19 protein-coding genes are annotated in these 21291 nt (G+C 62.6%); 4 read left to right on the top strand and 15 right to left on the bottom strand.

Annotated features, from left to right (window positions below; translation table 11 throughout):
- Positions 1-3 precede the first annotated feature (3 nt).
- From truB to cysG, 9 genes are all read right to left on the bottom strand, one after another.
- Positions 4-972 (bottom strand): tRNA pseudouridine(55) synthase TruB, encoded by a 969-nt coding sequence (truB, locus tag IEV88_RS13450; protein ID WP_188157951.1) that lies wholly within the window; start codon positions 970-972, stop codon positions 4-6.
- Positions 973-1137: 165 nt separating this feature from the next.
- Complete coding sequence (locus tag IEV88_RS13445) at positions 1138-1647, bottom strand: hypothetical protein (protein WP_188157952.1); 510 nt, start codon at positions 1645-1647, stop codon at positions 1138-1140.
- 140 nt (positions 1648-1787) lie between these two features.
- Positions 1788-2219: a 30S ribosome-binding factor RbfA gene (gene rbfA, locus IEV88_RS13440; protein WP_188157953.1), complete on the bottom strand. Its 432-nt coding sequence runs from the start codon at positions 2217-2219 to the stop codon at positions 1788-1790.
- A 62-nt stretch (positions 2220-2281) separates the two neighbouring features.
- Positions 2282-3160 carry an alpha/beta hydrolase gene (locus tag IEV88_RS13435; RefSeq protein WP_188157954.1) on the bottom strand — a complete coding sequence of 293 codons (879 nt, stop codon included), beginning with the start codon at positions 3158-3160 and terminating at the stop codon, positions 2282-2284.
- A gap of 694 nt (positions 3161-3854) precedes the next feature.
- Positions 3855-4586, bottom strand: coding sequence for a phosphoadenylyl-sulfate reductase (locus IEV88_RS13430; RefSeq protein ID WP_188157955.1), 732 nt, complete (start codon positions 4584-4586; stop codon positions 3855-3857).
- 23 nt (positions 4587-4609) lie between these two features.
- Positions 4610-5119 carry a DUF934 domain-containing protein gene (locus tag IEV88_RS13425; RefSeq protein ID WP_188157956.1) on the bottom strand — a complete coding sequence of 170 codons (510 nt, stop codon included), beginning with the start codon at positions 5117-5119 and terminating at the stop codon, positions 4610-4612.
- Complete coding sequence (locus IEV88_RS13420; RefSeq protein WP_188157957.1) at positions 5109-6758, bottom strand: nitrite/sulfite reductase; 1650 nt, start codon at positions 6756-6758, stop codon at positions 5109-5111. The genes IEV88_RS13425 and IEV88_RS13420 overlap by 11 nt, the downstream gene beginning before the upstream one ends.
- On the bottom strand, positions 6758-7108 hold the full coding sequence (locus IEV88_RS13415; RefSeq protein WP_188157958.1) for a DUF2849 domain-containing protein: 351 nt from the start codon (positions 7106-7108) through the stop codon (positions 6758-6760). Before IEV88_RS13415 ends, IEV88_RS13420 begins: the two co-directional genes overlap by 1 nt.
- A gap of 1 nt (position 7109) precedes the next feature.
- Complete coding sequence (cysG, locus tag IEV88_RS13410) at positions 7110-8525, bottom strand: siroheme synthase CysG (RefSeq protein ID WP_188157959.1); 1416 nt, start codon at positions 8523-8525, stop codon at positions 7110-7112.
- 238 nt (positions 8526-8763) lie between these two features.
- Between cysG and gcvA the strand changes: the two genes are divergently transcribed.
- Positions 8764-9684 (top strand): transcriptional regulator GcvA, encoded by a 921-nt coding sequence (gene gcvA, locus IEV88_RS13405; RefSeq protein ID WP_188157960.1) that lies wholly within the window; start codon positions 8764-8766, stop codon positions 9682-9684.
- 82 nt (positions 9685-9766) lie between these two features.
- Here the strand turns inward: gcvA and ppk2 are convergent, their stop codons facing one another.
- Entirely contained in the window at positions 9767-10696 is a 930-nt protein-coding gene (ppk2, locus tag IEV88_RS13400; RefSeq protein WP_188157961.1) for a polyphosphate kinase 2, read from the bottom strand.
- Positions 10697-10857: 161 nt separating this feature from the next.
- Here ppk2 and IEV88_RS13395 point away from each other — a divergent pair, with 161 nt between their 5' ends.
- Positions 10858-11241, top strand: coding sequence for a VOC family protein (locus IEV88_RS13395; protein ID WP_188157962.1), 384 nt, complete (start codon positions 10858-10860; stop codon positions 11239-11241).
- A gap of 284 nt (positions 11242-11525) precedes the next feature.
- Here the strand turns inward: IEV88_RS13395 and IEV88_RS13390 are convergent, their stop codons facing one another.
- The 5 genes from IEV88_RS13390 to IEV88_RS13370 all read right to left on the bottom strand — a co-directional run bounded on the left by IEV88_RS13390 (position 11526) and on the right by IEV88_RS13370 (position 19135).
- Entirely contained in the window at positions 11526-11780 is a 255-nt protein-coding gene (locus IEV88_RS13390) for a GlsB/YeaQ/YmgE family stress response membrane protein (RefSeq protein WP_188157963.1), read from the bottom strand.
- 38 nt (positions 11781-11818) lie between these two features.
- Positions 11819-12820, bottom strand: coding sequence for a sensor histidine kinase (locus tag IEV88_RS13385; RefSeq protein WP_206711159.1), 1002 nt, complete (start codon positions 12818-12820; stop codon positions 11819-11821).
- A 334-nt stretch (positions 12821-13154) separates the two neighbouring features.
- Positions 13155-14675, bottom strand: a complete 1521-nt coding sequence (gene putP, locus IEV88_RS13380) for a sodium/proline symporter PutP (protein WP_188157964.1) — start codon at positions 14673-14675, stop codon at positions 13155-13157.
- A 285-nt stretch (positions 14676-14960) separates the two neighbouring features.
- On the bottom strand, positions 14961-17192 hold the full coding sequence (locus tag IEV88_RS13375) for a S9 family peptidase (protein WP_206711160.1): 2232 nt from the start codon (positions 17190-17192) through the stop codon (positions 14961-14963).
- 83 nt (positions 17193-17275) lie between these two features.
- The gene (locus tag IEV88_RS13370) at positions 17276-19135 is read right to left on the bottom strand and encodes a DUF4153 domain-containing protein (RefSeq protein ID WP_188157965.1); all 1860 of its coding nucleotides are present in this window, start codon (positions 19133-19135) and stop codon (positions 17276-17278) included.
- A gap of 167 nt (positions 19136-19302) precedes the next feature.
- On the opposite strand from IEV88_RS13370, the gene IEV88_RS13365 reads away from it, so the two are divergent.
- Positions 19303-20019 carry a Crp/Fnr family transcriptional regulator gene (locus IEV88_RS13365; protein WP_206711161.1) on the top strand — a complete coding sequence of 239 codons (717 nt, stop codon included), beginning with the start codon at positions 19303-19305 and terminating at the stop codon, positions 20017-20019.
- A 143-nt stretch (positions 20020-20162) separates the two neighbouring features.
- Positions 20163-21281 (top strand): hypothetical protein, encoded by a 1119-nt coding sequence (locus IEV88_RS13360; protein ID WP_188157966.1) that lies wholly within the window; start codon positions 20163-20165, stop codon positions 21279-21281.
- Positions 21282-21291 lie beyond the last annotated feature (10 nt).

Below are 21291 nucleotides of genomic sequence, written 5' to 3'. Positions count from 1 at the left end.
TGACTATTCGCCGGTCTGGAACACCCGGACCGGCTGCAGTTTCAGGCCGTCGAGACGGCAAATGGCAATGGCTTCGTCATGATGCATGGCGAGGACGGCTTCGATCTCCCCGGCCCTGTCCCCGCGAATGCCCTTGGCAACCGGCGGCGGCACGATGGCAGGCTGGCCCGAGCGCAGGCGCCCGGCATCCGCACCGGTGATCGCCGCAGACGGCAGGTCAGCAAGGCCTGACTCCACCGGCTCGAGAAATGAATCGAGATCGGTTTGATCCAGCGTGTCACGGTGAACGTCCGCGGCGAAATCCTTGCCGGTCAGATCCTCGATCGTTACCGCCATATCTTCCGTGAACGGCCCGACTGCCGTCCGGCGCAGGGCGCTGACATGGCCCTGCGTCCCCAACTCCCTGGCAATATCCCGCACGAGGGCCCTGACATAAGTGCCCTTGCCGGTCACCGCCTCGAAAACGGCGTGATCCTCATCCGGCATGTCGACGAGAACGAACTCGTGCACCGTGATCATGCGCGCTTCCAGTTCGACCTTTTCGCCATCGCGGGCGAGGTCATAGGCGCGCTCGCCATCGACCTTGATCGCTGAAAAAGCCGGCGGGACCTGCTCGATCTCGCCGATGAAATCCGGCAGGATCGCCTCGATCGCCTCGCGCGACGGGCGCTGGTCACTGGTCGCGGTCACCGCGCCTTCGGCATCGTCGGTTGCCGTCGCCTCGCCCCAGCGGGCGGTGAAGCGATAGCGCTTGAGACCGTCCTGCACGAAAGGCACGGTCTTGGTCGCCTCGCCAAAGGCAATCGGCAGGATGCCGGTGGCCAGCGGATCGAGCGTCCCGGCATGGCCGGCCTTGTTGGCATCGAACAGCCAGCGCAGGCGGCCAACGGCCTCGGTAGAGCCGACATCATAGGGTTTGTCGAGGACCAGCCAGCCATTGACCGGCCGGCCCTTCTTGCGGCGTCTTCCCATCTACTCAACCTTCGCGCCGGTCGATTTCCGGCAGTCAGAGGAAACAAAAAGGGCAGCACCGGATCGGACGGTGATGCCCCTCAAATTCATTGCCCACCTGCATGGGCGACGGGTTGAACCACTCCAGCCCATCCGGGTCAAGTGGGTGCCGAAAAGAAGCTGGTCCTAGAGTTTGTGAACCAGCTGTTCGGCGTCATAGCCATAGCCGATCAACAGGCGGTCGAGGTCGTTGTCTTCCTCGTGGATCTGCTCGAGAACGGCCTTGTTGAACATCGGCGGCAGCGGGAACCACTTGGCCGAGCCGGCCTTCCAGCGCATCAGCAGCATCGGCGCTTCTTCGCCGATGCCGTAATCGGCGGATTTGAACCCGGCATAACCGATCTCGAAGGGCTGGTTCTCGAAGCCCGGGAACAGGCGGACCATGGTGGTCTCAGCCGTCGTGCCGGCATTCTGGGTCAGCGGTTTTTCAACTGCCTTTGTCTCGGCAGGCGCCTCGGCAGCAGCATCAGCCCTGGTCTCGGCGGGTTTTTCCTCTTGCGCCTTCAAAGACGGCACGACCGCCGTATCGAGCTCACTCTTCAGGTCGCGGCGCGTCTCGGCAACCTTGTCGCCCTGCAGGTCCTTCTGGACCGCCTCGGTGGCGACGTCTTTCTTCTTAGACTTGAAAAATCTCATCCTACCTACCCCAAATTACTGTGTCCCCATCACAGACACCAACCCGGATACACTATCACAGTGACCCCGTTTGACCAGAGGCAAATGCCCCTCACGCCCTGCTGTCGCCGTAACTTCATGAAAGCGTTGGCGAAAGAAGCCTAATCGTCGTCGCGGGACGGGTCGCCGGCGGGCAGGTCGCGCTGGACCTCCGGCCGGGACAGGAGCTGGTCGATATGACGCGCCGTATCAAAGCTGTCGTCATAGCGGAAGGTCAGCTGCGGCGTGAATTTCATGTCGATCCGCTTGCCCAGTTCGCCGCGCATATAGGGAGCCGACTTGTTGAGCGAGGCGACGACCGCCGTTCCCCGCCGGTCGTTGGAGAGCGCCCCGCCAAGGGCAGTACAGAAAACGGCAGCCTGCTTGAGGTCCGGCGTCATGCGCACTTCGGTCACGGTGACGGAAACGCCCTGAAGCTCCGGCTCGCGCAATTCCTCGCGCTGCAGGATCTGGACAAGGGCGTGGCGGACAAGCTCGCCTGCGCGCAGCTGGCGCTGGGATGGCCCGCGATCGGATGAAAATCTCTTCGACATGCGCCCACTCTTAATAGGCAGGGCCGGCAAGTGCAACGGGTGCCGAGCCGGGCGCCTGCTGCCTATTCATAGACGCTCTTCCAGTCACCGGCCTCATCCGCGAACAGCCACAGCATGGCGTCGCGATAGACATCGACGATGCTAGCAGCGTGAGTACCGCCCGGCAATGTCGCCATTTTCAGCCGCCAGGGCAGGCTCTCCTGGGCCTCCAGATGCGCGAAGAGGTCGAGCGCCTCGCCGCGCAGCCGCGCCAGATCGTTCTCGCCGGAGGAGAAATAGAGATTGGTGCCGGCATCGGGCATGGCGGCATAGTCGGCGTAGAAGGTTTCGGCATTGGGCCGCAGCGACGGGTTGGACGCGATCATGCCCCAGAACAGGTCCGGCCGCTCCCGCGCGGCATAGAGCACGAAATGGGCGCCGCGCGACTGGCCGAGGAGAATGCGGCGCTCCGGGTCGGCGCGATAGCCCATATTCACATGGGCGAAAACCTCGTCCTCGATGAATTTCAGAAAGGTGTCGGCGCCATGGCCAGTGCCTTCCGGCAGATTTGCGATGACGTCGTCCGGCAGGGGCGGCGTCGAATAATCCTCATACCGATAGTTCCCCTCGCCGAATGTGCCATAGCCGATGCCGACGATGATCGCGTCCGGCACCGGCAGGTCGTAATGCAGGAGCAGGTGATAGGAGCCGAGCATCGGGAACAGGATGTCGCCATCGAGCACAAAGACGACCGGCCAGTGCTTGCCCGGCTGTTCGTCATATTTTTCCGGCAGGCGGATGAAGATCTGGTGCTCGCGGCCGGTGTGTTTCGAGGTGACGACGTGGTGGTCGGCGGGCGCGAGCCCCGGGAGATAGTCGAGCGCGCGATATTGCGCGGCAGCCGGCGTGGCGAGCGCGGTAACGCAGGCGAGCAGGGCGATAATTGTCTGGCGGAATGGCATGGGCGGTCTCCTCTCGGGGACGAGGATAGCGGTGAAGCGGCCGAGTGACCAGTTCTGAGACTCCGTCGCTAAGCTTTGGCGCGACAAGCAGTCGAGCTTTTCACCAAAACCAATGAGGCGGCTTGATACAGCAGCGGCAAGGCCTCTGGAAAATAGGTCCCGGCTCGCGCTGCGCTTGGCCGGGAAGACAAGAGAGGCAGCATTGAAAGCACCGGCAAGCAACGCTCGCGGTGTTGGAAGTATGAGGGAGCCCGTGTGCAGCGGCCATTGCCTCAAGTAAAATAATAATGACTGGCATAGCTCTCGCTACACACGGCGGCGTTCGATGCGGGGCCAAAGTGCATAGCTCTCCCGCCCGGGGGCTACCCCGGGACGCCGTTCCGCCGGACGGTGCAAAGCTGTACACACCCTCAACTGCCGGCAGAAACCTGATGCGCCGATGCTCCGTGCAGGTCACACATTGCGACCGGCGCCTCCACCGGGTCCTCACCCGGCTTGGCTAGGGTTATAATCGGGTTTTGGGGTGCGGGGATAAGTCTTTTTAGTTTTGAGTTAGAAGTGCCCTCACCCGAAATTCCCTGTGAGAATTTCGACCTCTCCCGGAGGGAGAGGTGGGCATCGTACCAAGTCTGCGTGGTGGCTTACCTCTCCCTCCGGGAGAGGTCAAAATCAGCCTGCTGATTTTGGGTGAGGGCTACCCCTTGCCGTGGATCCCGCATTCCGTCTTGGCCTGGCCGCGCCAGCGGCCGGAACGCACGTCTTCGCCGTCGGCGACCGGGTGGGTGCAGGGCCAGCAGCCGATCGAGGGGAAGCCCTGCGCCACCAGCGGGTGGGATGGCAGGTCGTGTTCCCTGAAATAGGCATCGACCCGGTCAGGCGTCCACGAGACGATCGGGTTCACCTTGAAGTGCTTTCCGGCATATTCGAACGCCGGCAGGCGCACACGGGCACCGCCATGAAACTGCTTGCGGCCGGTGATCCACGCCTCGTAATTCGACAGGGCGCTGTCGAGCGGGCGGACCTTGCGCAGGGTGCAGCAGGCATCGGGATTCTTGCGCCACAGATCGCCATCGGGGTCTTCCTCCGCGACTTCGGCCTTGACCGGCTTGATCTCCTGCACATTGGTCAGGCCGAGCTGGGTAGAGAGCTTCTTGCGATAGGACAGGGTTTGGGCGAAATGCTTGCCGGTCTCGAGGAAGACGACCGGCACGTCCGGCGCGACCTGGGCGGCGAGATGCAGCAGCACGGCGGACTCAGCCCCGAAGGACGAGACGAGCGCGATTTCGCCGGGGAATTCTTCCCGTAACGCGGCATAGAGGATGTCGAGCGCATCCGCATCGGCATATCTGGCGGACAGCATCTCAGCCCGCTCCTCTGCGAGGGAGACGGTCCTGGGTGTTTGCAGCTTGATCACCGATCCCGACATGACTTTACTCCGTATGCCCCAAATTACCCTGCCGCGACCACACGGCGATCAGCGTCACGCTCTGTCAAACTGGCGCCGGACAGGCCGCGCAGGCGCCACAGCGCCGTGCCCTTGACCGCCGGCTGATAGAACAGGTCGAAATCCTTAAGGGATTTTTCGAAACCTTCAACCCCGCCGGAGCGCGCCAGCACGCCATCGGCAAGCTCGAAAGAGGTGAACCCGCAGCGGGCCATGAACAGGACCTGGTCGCGCAACACATCGCCGCTGGCGCGGATATCGCCTGTAAAGCCATAGCGCTCGCGCAGGGTGCGGGCCTGGGTATAGGCGCGGCCATCCTTGTATTTCGGGAAGTCGAGCACGATCAGCTCAAGACCAGCCGGGTCGAATTCCTCCGCCGCCAGATTGATGTCATTGGCGATGCGAACGGCAGACCCGCGCGGTGTCTGCGCCTGCCATACCCCAAACTCGGGAATCTCGTGGGCTGCTTCAGCGTTGACGCGAGCAAGTGTTTCGTTTTCCAGTTTAAGCAACATAGAGCGCTTCCTTGAATGGGTCCGGGCCGAGCCGGCGATAGGTATCGACAAAACGCTCGCCATCGGAGCGCCGGTCGAGATAGAAGGAGATCAGGCTTTCGATCGCGTCGACCACTTCATCCGTGGACAGACCGCGGCCGACGATCTCGCCGATCGAGGCGTCCTCCGCTGCCGAGCCGCCAAGGGTGACCTGATAGAATTCCTCGCCCTTCTTGTCGACGCCAAGAATGCCGATATGGCCGACATGGTGGTGGCCGCAGGCATTGATGCAGCCGGAAATCTTGATCTTCAGCTCACCGATATTTTCCTGGCGGTCGAGATCCTCGAACCGCTTCTGGATGCGCTGGGCGAGCGGGATGGAGCGGGTGTTGGCGAGGTTGCAATAGTCGAGCCCCGGGCAGGCGATGATGTCCGAGACGAGCCCGGCATTGGACGAGCCGAGGCCATAGGGCGCGAGCTTTTGATAGATCGCGTAAAGGTCGGCCTTCCTGACATGGGGCAGGACGAGATTCTGTTCGTGGGTCGTGCGGACCTCGTCGAAGCAATGGGTCTGGGCTATGTCGGCGACAAGCTCCATCTGTTCCGAGGTGATGTCGCCCGGCGCCATGGTGGTCGGCTTCAGCGAGAGGGTGACCGAGGCATAGCCCTTCTGCTTGTGGGCGCGCACATTGTGGCGCACCCAGCGGGCAAAGCCCTTGTCGGCTCCTTGCGCACTGTCAAAATCGCCCGTGTCCGGATCGTTCTCGAAATCCGGCGCGGCGAAATAGGCGTGGATGCGCTCGATCTCGTCGCCCGGCAGGTCGATGCGGGCCTTGTCCATCACCGCCCATTCGGCCTCGACCATGTCGCGGAAGGCTTCGGCGCCAAGCTCGTTGACGAGGATCTTGATCCGCGCCTTGTAGATATTGTCGCGGCGGCCGAGGGAGTTATAGACGCGCAGGATCGCCTCCAGATAGGACAACAGCTGATCCTTGGGCAGGAACTCGCGAATGACCTGGCCGATATAGGGCGTGCGCCCGAGCCCGCCGCCGACCAGCACCTCGAAACCGGTCTCGCCATCGGCGTTTTTCTTCATGTGCAAGCCGATATCGTGGACGCGCACGGCGGCGCGGTCTTGCGGCGCGGCGGTGACGGCGATCTTGAACTTGCGCGGCAGGAAGGAGAATTCCGGATGGAAGGTCGACCACTGACGGATTATCTCGCACCACGGGCGCGGGTCTTCCAGCTCATCGGCACCGGCACCGGCGAACTGGTCCGAGGTGACATTGCGGATGCAATTGCCGGAGGTCTGGATCGCGTGCATTTCCACTTCGGCGAGGTGGTCGAGAATGTCCGGGATATCGGTCAGCGCCGGCCAGTTGAACTGGATGTTCTGGCGCGTGGTGATATGCCCGAAATTCTTGTCATAGGTGCGCGCGATGAAGGCGAGCTTCCTGAGCTGCGCGGCATTGAGCGTGCCATAGGGAATGGCGACGCGCAGCATATAGGCGTGCAACTGCAAATAGACGCCGTTCATCAGGCGCAGCGGCTTGAACTCGTCCTCGGTGATGTCGCCCTCGACCCGGCGCGCGACCTGGCCGCGGAACTGGGCAACACGGTCGGCCACGATCTTGGCGTCGAATTCGTCATAGCGGTACATTACTGGACCTCCGTACGGGAATAGTCGCTCTTGATGGTCGGCCCGGCGGAGCGGATCGTCTCGCGCAGCAGGGCGCGGCCGGCGGGCACGACGGTCTCGCCGTCCTGGACCACATCCATCAGATACGGCCCGACGACGATGGTTTCCTCGACGGTCGCCTGTTCCAGTGCGGCAAGGGCGTCATCGCCCTCGAACACGGCAGCGCCGCGTAAGGAATCGTGCCATGAGCCGTCCTCATACAGATAGACGGTGATGCCGTCGGACAGGCGGTTGGCGGTGACGGCCTTCTCGCCTTCATTACGGCCCTTCTTCACACCGCCGGTTGATATTTTTGCCGGTTTGTCAGCCATGTTACGCTCTCAGTCTTTGCGGTTCGGCCCGGTGCGCGGCGAGATCGACAAGGCCACGGCCATCGGCCGCGGCGGCGACAGCGCCGATGATCAGCACGGCCGGGCCCTCGATGCCACCGGCGGCGATATCCTCGCCGAGGGAGCCGAGCCGGGTACGGATGATCTTCTGTTCGGGCAGGGAGCCCTTCTCGATGATCGCGGCGGGTGTTGCTGCGTCCATGCCGGCCTCGACGAGATGGCGCGAGATCGCACCCGCCGTGCCGACGCCCATATAGACGACGATTGTGTGGCCGAGATCGGCCAGCGCCTGCCAGTTCAGGTCGGGGGCAGTGTCGCCCTTGGCGTGACCGGTGACGAAGGTGACGGCCTGGGCATGGTCGCGATGGGTCAGCGGCACGGAGGCTGCCGCGCCGCAGCCGGTCGCCGCGGTGATGCCGGGCACGACCGCCGCCGGGATGCCGGCAGCTTTCAGCGCTTCGAGCTCCTCGCCGCCGCGCCCGAAGATGAACGGATCGCCGCCCTTCAGCCGCACGACGCGCTTGCCCTCGCGGGCGAGGCGGATCATCAGCGTGCCGATGTCTTCCTGCGGCATGGAGTGGTCGGCCTTCTTCTTGCCGACATAGATGCGCTCGGCATCGCGGCGGATCATCTCCATGATGCCGTCGCCGACGAGGGCGTCATGCAGGACGACATCAGCCTCCTGCAGGATGCGCAGGGCCTTGAGCGTCAGCAGTTCCGGATCGCCGGGGCCCGCGCCGACAATATGGACGAAGCCCTCCGCCGAGTCTCGCGGACGGTTGAGCTGGGCGGCCATTTCCGCGCGCGCGTCCGCCTCGCGGCCGGACAGGAAGAGGTCGGCGATGGTGCCGGAGAAGACATTCTCCCAGAAGCGGCGGCGCAGGGCGGGCTCGACCCTGGCGGTGACCGCATCGCGGAAGGAGCCCGCCAGCTCGACCAGCCCGCCGAGGCGCTGGGGCAGCAGGGCTTCCAGCTTCTCGCGGACCTGGCGGCCGAGCACGGGGGCATTGCCGCCGGTGGAGATGCCGATGGCAAGATCACCGCGCTCGACGATGGAGGGCACGACGAAATCGCACAGCTCCGGCCGGTCGACGACATTGACCGGCACGCCAGCGCCCTTGGCAGCAAAGGCGACGGCCTCGTCGGCGGCCGCGTCGCCGGTGGCGGCGATGACCAGCACGGCATGGCCATCGGTATCGGCGGCGGAGAAGGTCTTGTGCAGGAATTCCGCGCTCTGGCCGAACTCGGCGATCAGCGCATCATCGAATTCGGTCGCGACGAAGACGAGCCGCGGGCCGGCCTTGGCGAGCAGCCGCGCCTTGCGCAGGGCCAGCTCACCGCCGCCGACGATCAGCACGGGCTTGTCTTTTATGTCAAAAAACGCCGGAAAATAGCGCACGTTGAAAAACCTTTAGAAAAACTATTCAATATACTCGCGGCAGGGCAGGCCCCGCGCGTCGGAGCGGAACCTAGGCATTCTCAGATCGCGAAACAATCGAAATCTCGTGGCGTATCCAATAGAAAAGCTATCTTTTGGCAGATTTTCTGCTTTTCAACCTGTGCGGGATGGCATAAACACGTTTTCGTGACTTTTTGGATTAGAAAAACTATTTTATACGGCCCGAGAGAGGCCTGCCATGAGACGATTACCCCCTTTGAATGCCCTGCGTGCCTATGAGGCCGCCGCCCGCCATTTGTCCTTTACCAAGGCGGCGGAAGAGCTGAACGTGACCCCCGGTGCGATTTCGCAGCAGATCAAGGCGCTGGAGGACTATCTCGGCGTGCCGGTGTTCAAGCGCCAGAACCGGACCCTGCTGCTGACCGAGGAGGCGCAATCGAGCCTGCCGATCATGCGCGACGCGTTCGACAAACTGGCAACGGCGGCGAGCCTGCTGGCGTCGGGTGCGGACCAGGGCAAGCTGACCGTCTCCGTCGCGCCGTCCTTCGCCTCGAAATGGCTGGTGCCGCGCCTCGACAGTTTCCAGGCCGCGTTCCCGGATATCGACGTCTATGTCCATGCCAACATGAACCTCGTCGATTTCGCCGCCGACGATGTCGATGTCGCGATCCGCTATGGCGGCGGCACCTATGACGGGCTGACCGTGCACAAGCTGATGGAGGAGCGGATCATCCCGGTCGCGTCCCCAACCCTGATGCGCGGCGAGCATCCGCTGCACAAGCTGTCGGACCTTGCCTTCCACACGCTGCTCCATGACGGCTCGCCGGACAATGACGAGGACTGCCCGACCTGGCCGATGTGGCTGCGCGCCGCCGGGGCGAAAAACGAGGCGGGCGAAATCCTCGACGGCACGCGCGGGCCGCGCTTCAACCAGTCCTCGCTGGTGATCGAGGCGGCGGTCGCCGGCAAGGGCGTGGCGCTGGCCAAATCGGCGCTGGCGCTGGCTGACCTGGAAGCGGCGCGGCTGGTGATCCCGTTCGATTTCACCACCGCGACGGACTTCGCCTATTATGTCGTCCACCCGCCCGCCAAAGCCGCCCTGCCGCAGGTGAAGGCCTTCGTCGACTGGGTGCTGAAACAGGCCGCTTCCAACACTTAGACGAACCAGTCTTTGCCCAAAAAGCCGGAGGAGATTCCGGCATCAGACAATTCCGGCGTCAATATTGTCGTTAATATTGTCGTTAATATTTCTGGGGCACGTAAAGCTCCGGCGGCAGCACGGCGCGCTCATAGTCCGGATTGAACACCCGCTCCGGCAGGGCGACCTCCTCATGCGGCACGTCCTCATAGGGGATCTGGTCGAGCAGATGGCTGATGCAATTCAGCCGTGCCCGCTTCTTGTCATTGGCCGGCACGATATACCATGGCGCTTCGGGAATATTGGTGCGCCGGAAGGTCTCTTCCTTGGCCTTGGTATAGGCTTCCCAGCGCACCCGGCTCTGCAGGTCCATGGGCGACAGCTTCCATTGTTTCAGCGGATCGTGGATGCGCATCAGGAACCGCATCTGCTGCTCTTCATCGGTGATCGAGAACCAGTATTTGATCAGACGGATGCCGGAGCGCACCAGCATGCGCTCGAATTCCGGGACGTCATTGAAGAACTGCTCGACCTGGGGCTCGGTCGCAAATCCCATCACCCGCTCGACGCCGGGGCGATTATACCAGGATCGGTCGAACAGCACGATCTCGCCGCCGGCCGGCAAATGCGGCACATAGCGCTGGAAGTACCATTGCGTCATTTCCCGGTCGGTCGGCGCAGGCAGGGCGACGACCCGCACGATGCGCGGATTGAGCCGCTGGGTGATCCGCTTGATCACCCCGCCCTTGCCGGCGGAATCCCGGCCCTCGAAAATGACAACGACCTTTTCCTTGTGATACTGCACCCAGTCCTGCAGCTTGATCAGCTCCGACTGCAGCGTCAGCAGTGCCCGGAAATAGTCCGCCCGCGCCATGGTCTGCGGATGCGAGCGTTCGTAGATCTTGCGGATCTCCAGCGACAGCGCCGGCTCGGACATTTCCAGCTCGTAGTCCTCGTCCAGCGTGTCGGCGAGTTCTGCCTCGAGCCAGTCCATGTCATTGTCGTTGTCGGGTGATTCCGGGGTATTGTTCATGGTCAGTCTTTCCTGCGTGGCCATCGGCTAACACCACGATCCTAGCAGAGTCGCACGCCGTGCCCGTATGAAGCTTTTTGAAAAAACACCGGGCCGGAGATGGTTGACATTACCCGATGTTCCCCTTATGTTCCGACACCGCTCAGCATGGAGAGAGAACAATGATCGGATATGTAACCCTCGGCACGAATGATTTGCAGAAAAACGCCGCCTTCTATGACGCGCTTGCCGCCGAGATGGGCGTGAAGCGGATGATGGATTTCGACAGCTTCATTGCCTGGGGCAAACCCGGCGGCGCGGCCGGTGTGGCCCTGACCAAGCCGTTCGATGGCGAGGCGGCCACGGTCGGCAATGGCGTGATGGTCGCCCTTCAGGCCAAGGACAAGGACCAGGTCAACAAGCTGCACGAGATCGCGCTCAGCCATGGCGGCACGTGCGAAGGCAAGCCCGGCCCGCGCGGCGACAGTTTCTATGCCGCCTATTTCCGCGACCCGGACGGCAACAAGCTGAACGCCTTCGTGATGGAAATGCCGGAAAGCGCGTAAGTTGACGCTGTCGCCCCTGTCTGGTTTGCCCGAACGGCAATCCGGGCGGGGCATCAATTTGCTGGCCGGCGCGCTTGCTGGCTTTGCTGCAGACGACGCCCCCGCCGATACCGCCCGGCTGGAGGCCGACCGAGGCCTTCGGGCACCATGCTGAAATCAGGGAAGGTCGCGAGGCGCCGTTCTGTCGGCTGGATGGCCGATAGCCCGGCCCTGAAGAGCGCCGCGAGCTGCGCCATTGCTCCGGCTCTACCGGTCTGGCCCGATGCGCGAACCGGCCTGATTGATCAGGCCCGCTTGATCAGGCGGATCAGGAATAGCAGTATAACAGCCCCTATAGTGGCGTGGATGATCGCGCCGACTATCCCAGCGCCGATGCTCAGACCGAGCTGCGGCAGGATCAGACCGGCGACGAAGGCGCCGATGATGCCAATCACGATATTGCCGAGCAGGCCATAGCCGTAGCCCTTGACGATCAGCCCGGCGAGCCAGCCGGCGATGGCGCCGATGAAGAGTATGATTAAGAGACTTTCGAGAGTCATGGCTGGGTCCTTCCCAAGTTGACAGGCTAACAGAATACTTAGTGCGATAGTTGCTCGCCGCTGATCAGAAGGGTTACGGTCGCCCCGCTTTTCGACCAGTCATAGGTGACCGTTCCGCCCAGTTGGCTCTCGATCGTCCGGCGCACGAGATTGCTGCCATAGCCGCTCAGATCCGGCGCGGAGGTGACTTCCGGCCCGCCCTGCTCGATCCAGCAGATCTGAACATCGTCTTCCACCATGCAGCCGGATATATCGAGAGTCCCATCGTCAGCAGACAGAGCACCATATTTTACAGAATTTGTGGCCAGTTCATGCAAGATGAGCGCGAGCGCATTCGCTGTATGGCTGCCCACCCCCATGCGCGGGACAGCGACCCGGATACGGCCCGCAAAGGCGCCGGCATCATCATAGGGCGCGAGCAGAACGGCGCAGATATCACCGAGAAGTGCTGTCCGACCCTGTTCCCCCGGCAGAGGCCTGACGAGATCATGGGCGCGATCGAGCGCGGTCAGACGGTTGATCAGCTGTTTGCTCATGTCCTCGATCGAGGTCGATGAGCGTGAGGTGATCCTGGTCAGGCCCGACGCGATGGCGAGAAGGTTCTTGACCCGGTGGCTCATCTCGCCCGCCAGTAACTCATGGCCCTCTTCCGCCTTTTTGCGATCAGTAACGTCGAGGAAGATTCCAGTCAGCACCCGTTTGATCATGTCTACATCGTCGCCCGTCCCGCGGGCGGAAATCCATCTGATATCCGGTCCGACAAGGGTACGGAAGTCGATCTCATAGGAACCGACGACAGCCCTGGTGGCGGAGAAAGCCGCCCTTACCCGTTCGCGGTCCGCCGGGTGAATCTTGGCGGACATGCTCTCGAAGGTAAGGGGAACCCCGGCCGAGATCTCCCATAGCGCAAATCCGCGGGCATCCATGGCAATATCGTCTGTATCGACGTTCCACGCCCACAGGGCAACGCCCGCCGCATCGATGGCACGACGCAGGTCTTCATGATCCCATTCGGGACCGCCATTATCTATCTTGGACAACCCGCCTCACATCCCGAAAATTGACAAGCCATATTCTTCAAGACTCATTACTTGCCAAAAGCACACCACACAAAGGCAGCTGTCTGTTCCTAACGCAGCCGGGCCCTCTATAGTTCCATGGCGATTTCGCTTCACTCGGCCAGCCCTGCGAAACTGGACCGTGATGCAGGCGCAGCGAGTTGCGTTGTCGCGGGGTTCGCAGCGCCGGCCCAGCCTTCCGACTTCACTGTCCAGCCCTGCGCGGAGCTTTTTTGACGCCCCGCGCAGGGCAGCATCCACGTTACTGTCGCTGTGCTGTGGATGGCTCCCTGTGGCTACATGCCTTCCGGACGCGCTATTCTACGCCGGCTTCCTTCATCTTGCGGCCGACCCGGTCATGGGTTTCCAGAACACCCGGCCTGGATTGCGGCGACATCAGCGAGACGACATAGATCGCGATCCACGAGATGATGAAGCCGGGCACGATGGAATAGAGCTCATCGTTCAGCGGCCGCAGGCCGTCCCCTCCCTCTGCCGCCGGCAGCACCGGCACATAGGTCCAGAACAGGACGATCACCGCGCCCAGCACCATGCCGGCGAGCGCGCCCCAGCGGGTCATCTTGCGCCAGTAGAGCGAGATGATGACCAGCGGGCCGAAGGCCGCGCCGAACCCAGCCCAGGCATTCGAGACAAGGTCGAGCACGGACGAGTTACGGTCATAGGCAAGGAAGATCGCGACCAGCGCAACGCCGATGACCGACAGGCGGCCGACGATGACCAGCTCCTTGTCGCTCGCGCCGCGGCGCAGGAACAGCTTGTAGAAATCCTCCGTCAGCGACGAGGACGACACCAGCAGCTGCGAGGAGATCGTCGACATGATCGCCGCGAGGATGGCGGCGAGCAGGAAGCCGGCGATGAGCGGGTGGAACAGCACCTGGGACAGGAAGATGAAGATCGTCTCCGGATCGGCGAGGTCGCCGCCGGTCTCGGCGATATAGGCAAAGCCGACAAAGCCCGTTGCGAGCGCGCCGATGATGGTGACGAGCATCCAGCTCATGCCGATATTGCGCGCGGCCGGGATATCCTTGACCGAGCGGATCGCCATGAAGCGCACGATGATATGCGGCTGGCCGAAATAGCCAAGACCCCAGCTCATCAGCGATATGATGCCGATCAAGGTCATGCCCTGGAACAGATTGGTGCGTGAGGCGTCGATCTCGTTGACCATGCTCATCGTCTCGCCCCAGCCGCCAAGAGTCATGATCGCCACGACCGGCACCATGACGAGGGCGATGAACATGATGCAGCCCTGGACGAAATCGGTGATCGAGACGGCCATGAAGCCGCCGAACAGCGTATAGGCAACGACGACACCCGCCGTGACCCACAGCCCGATGCGATAGTCGAAGCCGAACGCCTCCTCGAACAACAGGCCGCCGGCAACGACGCCGGAAGACGTGTACACCGTAAAGAAGATGATGATGACGATGGCTGAGATGATTTTCAGGAGGTGATGATTGTCCTCGAAGCGCTTGGCGAAATAATCCGGGATCGTCACCGCGTCATTGGCCTCGACGGTATAGACGCGCAGGCGCGGGGCAACGATGAGATAGTTGCACAATGCACCGATCAACAGGCCGATGGCGATCCAGCTGGCCGAGAGGCCGGAGACATACATCGCGCCGGGCAGGCCGAGCAGCATCCAGCCCGACATGTCCGATGCGCCGGCGGACAGTGACGTCACCGCCGGACCGAGCTTGCGCCCGCCGAGCATGTAGCCTTCGACATTCTCGTCCGTATTCATGTAGGAATAAAGTCCGATCCCCAGCATCACGACAAAGTAGATGCCGAGCGAGATCAACTGGCCAGTTTCCATCAAAAACCCTCCGAACTAATCCCCGAACCCGCGCATTACCCCCACGGCACCCGGCGATCCGGCCACGCGGGCCGTTCATGAAACACAATAAGTCTTTCATGCCGCGCCCCGGCGGACGCGGCCTGTCCCAGCCAGACTTAAGGCAATCCTGCCCAAATTCCAACCGTGCTCGAACAAACCGTCAACATCCGCGGCGCTGTATACGGAGCATGAGAGTGCATTTGCGGATATGAAAAAGCCCCGCGCAATGGCGGGGCTTTTGCTGTCTCTCTTGGTCTGTCAGCCTCATTCAGAATGGCTGACCGGCTCTGCCTCTTCCATGCCCCACAGTTTCAGGGCGAAGGCATAGAGGTGGGCGCGCTCTTCGAGCCGCTCGAACCGGGCCGCGGAGCCGCCATGGCCGGCATCCATGTTCATGCGCATCAGGAACGGGCCGCCCTCGGCGCGGTCACGCAGGCGCGCGATCCACTTGGCCGGTTCCCAATAGGTGACGCGATAATCGGTCAGGCCGCCCGTCGCCAGCACTGGCGGATAGGCAACGCCCTCGCGGATATTGTCATAGGGCGAATATTCCGCGATCCAGGCATATTCCTCCGCGCTGGTGATCGGGTTGCCCCATTCCAGCCATTCCGGCGGGGTCAGCGGCAGCGTCTCGTCCGAGATCGTGTTGATCACGTCGACGAAGGGGACGGCACCGAGCACACCGGCGAACAGGTCGGGCTGCAGGTTGACCGCCGCCCCGACGAGGAGGCCGCCGGCCGAGCCGCCATAGATGACGATCTCGCCTTTCGAGGTGTAATCCTTCTCGACCAGCATTTCACCGGCACGGACAAAATCGGTGAAGGTGTTCATCTTCTTGTCGAGCTTGCCGTCGAGATACCATTGCTGGCCCTTGGCCGAGCCGCCGCGGATATGGGCGAGAGCATAGATCACGCCGCGATCGACCAGCGGCAGGATGCCGGTGGAGAACGAGTCCGGGATATACGCCCCGTAGGAGCCGTAGCCATAAAGCAGCACCGGTGCGGTGCCGTCGAGCGGCGTGTCCTTCAGGCGCAGCACCATGACCGGGATTTCGGCCCCGTCATCGGCGACCGCCGTCAGCATCTCGACCACATAGAGGTCGGGATTGTGACCGGACGGCACTTCCTGGGTCTTGCGCAACTCGCGTTCGCCGCTGGCCATGTTGTAGTCGAAGGTCTGCTGTGGTTGCGACGGGCTTTCGTAATAGACCCGCAGCGTGTCGGTGTCATATTCGCGGCCCGAAGAATAGGACGCCGCGAAGGCCGGCTGGTCGAAACCGATGGTCTGCTGGTTGCCGTCATAGTCGGAGATCACGATGGCAGGCCGGGCGTCCGAGCGCTCCGACCAGACGAGATAATCCTCGAAGGTGGTCATGGAAGAGATCAGCGTGCCTTCCTCGTAAGGCACGACAGTCTCCCAGTTCTCCCGGGCGGTCTCGCCGACCGGTGTACGGACGATCTTGAAGTCGACGGCATCGCCCTCATTGGTGCGGACATACCACCAGTCGCCGTGATGGTCTGGATAGTATTCATGGCCCTGCTCGCGCGCAGCGAACAGCGTCGGCTCTGCCATCGGATCGCTGGCGGGGATCGTCAGGAACTCGGTCGTGATCTGGTCGCCGATATAGATCATGACGTACTCGCCGGACTGGGACTTGTCGAGGCCGAGGAAGAAGGCGTTGTCCTGTTCCTCATAGACCAGCCGGTCATCGGCGGCATCGGTGCCGAGCACGTGGTGCTTGACCCGTTTCGGACGCTGGTTGTCGTCGCGCTCGATATAGAAGAAGCTCTGCGAATCCGCCGCCCAGACGACACCGCCATCGGTCGACGGGATCTCGTCGGCGAACTGCTCGCCGGTCGCGGCATTGCGGATATTGATCGTGTAATATTCAGAGCCGAGACGATCGGCGGAGACGGCGATCAGCTCGTGGTTCGGGCTGTTCGATACCGAACCGATGGAAAAGAACGGCGAGTCGCCTTCTTCTGCGTCGCCATCATAAAGAACCTGCTCCTCGCCGGTCTCGACCAGGGTGCGCCCGAAGATCGGGTAGTTGCCGCCCTCGCGGAAGCGGGTGAAATATTCATAGGGGCCGTCCTTGACCGGGACCGAGGTATCATCCTCCTTGATCCGGCCGCGCATCTCGGCAACCAGCGTCTGGCGCAGGCCGTCGAGATCGGCGGTCATGGTCTCGTAATAATCGACTTCGGCCTCGAGATACTCGCGCACATCCTGGCGCAGAACGCTCGGGTCGCGCAGAACCTCCTGCCAGTTGTCATCCCTGATCCAGGCATATTCATCGGCACGGGTGATGTCGTGCTGGGTGATCTCGACCGGGTCCTTCCTGGCACTTGGCGGTGTCGCCTCCGGCCACTCGACTGTATTGTTCTCGGTGGTCATGGTCTCCTGCGTGTCTGGTTCAGATATGTCTTCCGCGGGCGTGCAGGCCACAAGGGCAGTCATCGCGGCCCCGGCGACAAGGATTATTGGCAGTTTCATGGAAATTCCCTTCCTCACGGCATGAATATGGCGCAAAGAGTAGCTCGCACCTGCAGCATTTGCCAGTACTATTTCCTTAGGAATCAAGGCGCAATGGCAGGGTCCGGCTGCACTTCGAGCAGGCGGCGCTCCGCCTCGCCGAGATGGTTGATCAGCACGTCGCGCCCGCCGACGGAGAGGGTGCGCAGCGTCACCGTCGCCGGTGCAAGTTCGCCATTCCTGACCGCCTGCAGGAAGGCAAGCGCCGCGGCGCGGCTGTCGAACTGCATTTCCGTGCCCTCATGGATCTGCCAGCCCTCGGCGCCATCGGCGAGAAGCGCCACGCTGACGCTGGTCTCGCCAAACTGGCGGAAAAGAACAAACTGGTCATCCGCGTTGAACACCTCCGTGCGCAGCAGGAGGCAGGCATCGGCGTTCCCGTCGACGCAGCTGCGCACGCTCCAGCCGGTATTGCGGAAATAGTCGGCCAGCCCCGGCGGCAGGGCCGTGCCGGAAGGCAACAGCTCGATGGACCCGTCCTCGATGGCGGCGGCGATGGTGTCGCGGCTCATATAGATCTCATTGCGGAAGTCCCACTGGTTCTCGGCGGCACGGACGGCCTCGATCTTTTCAAGGATCAGGTCATGGTCCGGCAGGCTGGTGTCCGCCGCCAGCCGGTCGAGCCCGCGCTCGCCCGCCTTGCCGAGGACGAAGTGGAAATAGGCATAGTCGAACTCGTCGGCACTGACCGCGCCGCGCTCGAGCCGGGCGATCTGGTCGTTGACGGTCCATGACCAGGCGTTGAACAGGGGCGTCTGCACCAGGATGGCGACGAGGAAGACGAGCCCGGCAAGGCCGAGATTGGCGCGCCGGATCAGCTCCCAGCCTGACGGCAGGAGGGCGCTGACGAAATAGGCGATGGCATAGGCACCGGCGAAGCCGACGATGATCGCGGCATAGATACGCTCCACCGTCAGGCCATATTCGCCGATCCTGATCCACAGGCCGTAGACGGCAAACCCGGCAAGGACCGGCAGCACCACCGCCTGAACCCTCACCGTCCAGCGCAGGACAGGGTTGTCCGGCTGGCCCGCCTCCCCGACGACCGCATTGCTGAGCGCCACCGCGAGGGCGACGGCGCAGACCATGGTCGTCGTCGCCGACCAGTTGTCCCACAACAGGTCGAGCCCCTGCACCAGAGCCGCAAAGGCGAACAGCACGGTCGCGACGGCAAGGATCGGTGCCAGCACCTTCAACAGGGCGAAGAGGACACTGCGCAAGGCCAGCACGATGGCTTCGCGCTCGCGGACGATGGCGATGGCGATCGCCCCGGCCGCGCCCGAAATCGGGAAGGCTGCCCATGGTTCGCCGAAAATTTCGGCGAAGAATTCGATGCCGATCAGGCTGAACAGCGCCGACCACAGCCCGAGCACGATCCACAGGGCGATGCCGAAGAAGAACGTGCCGATGCCGATGACCGGCAGGTTCCAGGCGAATTCGAACAGCGACGGGTAATGGGTCGGGGCCTCGCGCCGCTCGATCACGGTGCGGAAGAAGGGCGCGGAAATATAGGCGATCAGAAATCCGCACACGGCGGAGATGGCGACGAGCGGGCCTTCGACGGCGGCGCTGGCGCCGAAGCTCGCCTCGGCCAGCAGATAGAGCCCGGCGATGACCACGCCAAGCCCGAGCGCATAGGCCGCAGCGATGACCCGGGTGCCGCGCGTCGTCGTCAGAAAATGGGCGACCGGCACGACCATCACCGCCATCATCATGGCGACGATCAGCGAGGTCGGCTCGGCCTCGTCGATGCGGTCTGTCAGGTACCAGAAGGCGACCCCCTGCAGAAATCCGGGCAGGAGGAAGAACAGTATTGCCTCCAGCGGGGAAGCATAGACCGCGCTGGCAGAATCCTCTGCTCTTGCACTGCTTCTTGCCGAAGTCACAGGCTTGTCGTTTTCCATTATTCTCCCCTCTTCACTGCCTTGGTATCACCATGGCGTGCCATTCGGGCCATCTTATGGCCTTTTGCTGGTTTCCTGAAGGGGGAGCGATGGTAGACACGCCGCACCCGATATGCATTTAGTTGTGTATGACGTCCATATACCCGCAGAATAATGCGCGTGCGACCATGGTTACACCCCATCGCAACATGCTCGTGCGCAAGCTCGAAGGCTTCGGGCCGCTGCCCGACGCCGACCGCGACCTGATCGAAGACCTGACGCAGGAAACACGCCGGGTCCCGGCGCAGAGCGACATCATCTCCGAGGGGCAGAACCCGGAAAATGTCCACCTGATCCTCGATGGCCTTGCCTGCCGCTACAAGCTGGTCGATTCCGGCCACCGGCAGATTCTGGCGATTTTCCTGCCGGGCGAATTCTGCGACCTGTATATTTTCATCCTCAAGCAGATGGATCACAGCATCAGCACCCTGACGGCATGCGATGTCGTCGACATCCCCCGGGAGGTGATCTTCCGGATGCTGGAGCGGCCCGCCATCGCCAGGGCCCTGTGGTGGTCAACGCTAGTGGATGAGGCCATCCTGAGGGAGCGGCTGGTCGATATCGGGCGCCGCCCGGCACGGGTAAGAGTGGCGCATATGTTGAGCGAGATTTATGTGCGCATGCAGGCATTGGGCCTGACCGAAGGCGGGTCCTTCGACTTCCGCCTGACCCAGACGGATATTGCCGATGCGCTGGGCCTGACCAATGTGTCGGTGAACAAGGTCATCATGGAACTGCGCCGCGACGGCATTCTGGACGTCACCAATTCCCGTATCTCCGTGCTGAACCAGGATGAACTCCAGGCCATCGGCCAGTTCTCCGCCGACTATCTCCACCTGAGCTGAGCCTGGCGGCGCTTTCGGCCTCTCCGGGGACCTCTCGGGGCCCGGGGCCTGTTTCCTACCCTGTTCAGAGGGCTGTTCCCGCTCAAGACATCGGCTAGACTGCCCCGAACGCTGCCAGTGATGCGGCCCGGGGGAGAGACTGTATGAAGTATTGTATTCGCTTGCTGTGGACGGCGATCGCCTGTCTGCTCGGCATCGGGATGGCGCCCGCCCGGGCCGATCAGACCTATGACAATTACCTGCTCGCACAATGGCTTGATCTGAAATGCCACAATCTGGCCTGGTTCGAGAACAAGTATCTCGACTGGCGAGCGCAAATGTATGGCGGCGGCCTGTCGGGCGATCCCGCCCTGCGGCCGGTTACCCCTGACGGAATCGCGGAACGCAGGAACCAGGCCGGGGAGGTCGCGGCGGGTGTCGCCTGCGACGACCCTACCGTCATCGGGTTAAGGAACGTAGTCCTGACCGAGATTCTAGAGCACGTGATCATCATGGCCAGCCGGTCGACCACCGCGGGCGAGCAGGAGGCGATCGATATTCTCGCCAATTTTTCCGCTGGTCTCTACGGCGATAACTGGCCAGCCAAGCTGGAAGAAATCAAGCAGAGCGCCAGCCAGATGGACCCGCATGGCAGCGGCTACCAGTTCGGCATCGTCGCGGCTGCCCTGAAACTGGAGGTGACGGCACAGACATGGGGCTATGCCATCGAGCGCATGGAAGATGAGGAGATGGGGCGGCTGGTGCCAATCTCTGGCACGGGCGAAAGCTTCGTCATGCTGCATTCGGACCGCGAGTATGCACAATGGAACGGCGAGAGCCGCGAAAGGCTGGGCGGCGCCATCCTGATGAGCGAGGCCAACCAGGTCGTCTTCATGCTCGTGCCAGACTGGAAATCCGGCACCCGTCCGGCCGTGGACGACGCGCGCATGCTGAGCACTCTTTCAGACCTTTCCAGCGATGCCCAGATTACCCAGGAACGGGTGCAGGATGACTGGACCAACCGGGCCTGGCGCAGGGGGGCGATGAACACATCCCTGTCGCCCTTCACGCCGTGCCCCGGCATCCAGTGCTTTGCGCCTCCGCTCTCCGTCACGAAATATCTGGCCTTCAAGCACCGCAACACGGAGCTCTTTTTCAGCAGGACCGAGAGCCCGTCGATTCCCGACCTCAGCGACCCGTCGCAGCGGGTCAGGGTCTATCCCGCCGATATCAGCGCCTATCTGGAAACGCTGCCCCCGGAAAACGGCGCTGCGCAAGAGTAACCCCCTTTGC

Source organism: Aquisalinus flavus (genome assembly GCF_014640095.1).
Classification (GTDB): Bacteria; Pseudomonadota; Alphaproteobacteria; order Caulobacterales; family Parvularculaceae; genus Aquisalinus; species Aquisalinus flavus.
The sequence above is the reverse complement of the archived record's forward strand: the minus strand, read 5'-3'. Positions and strand labels throughout refer to the sequence as shown.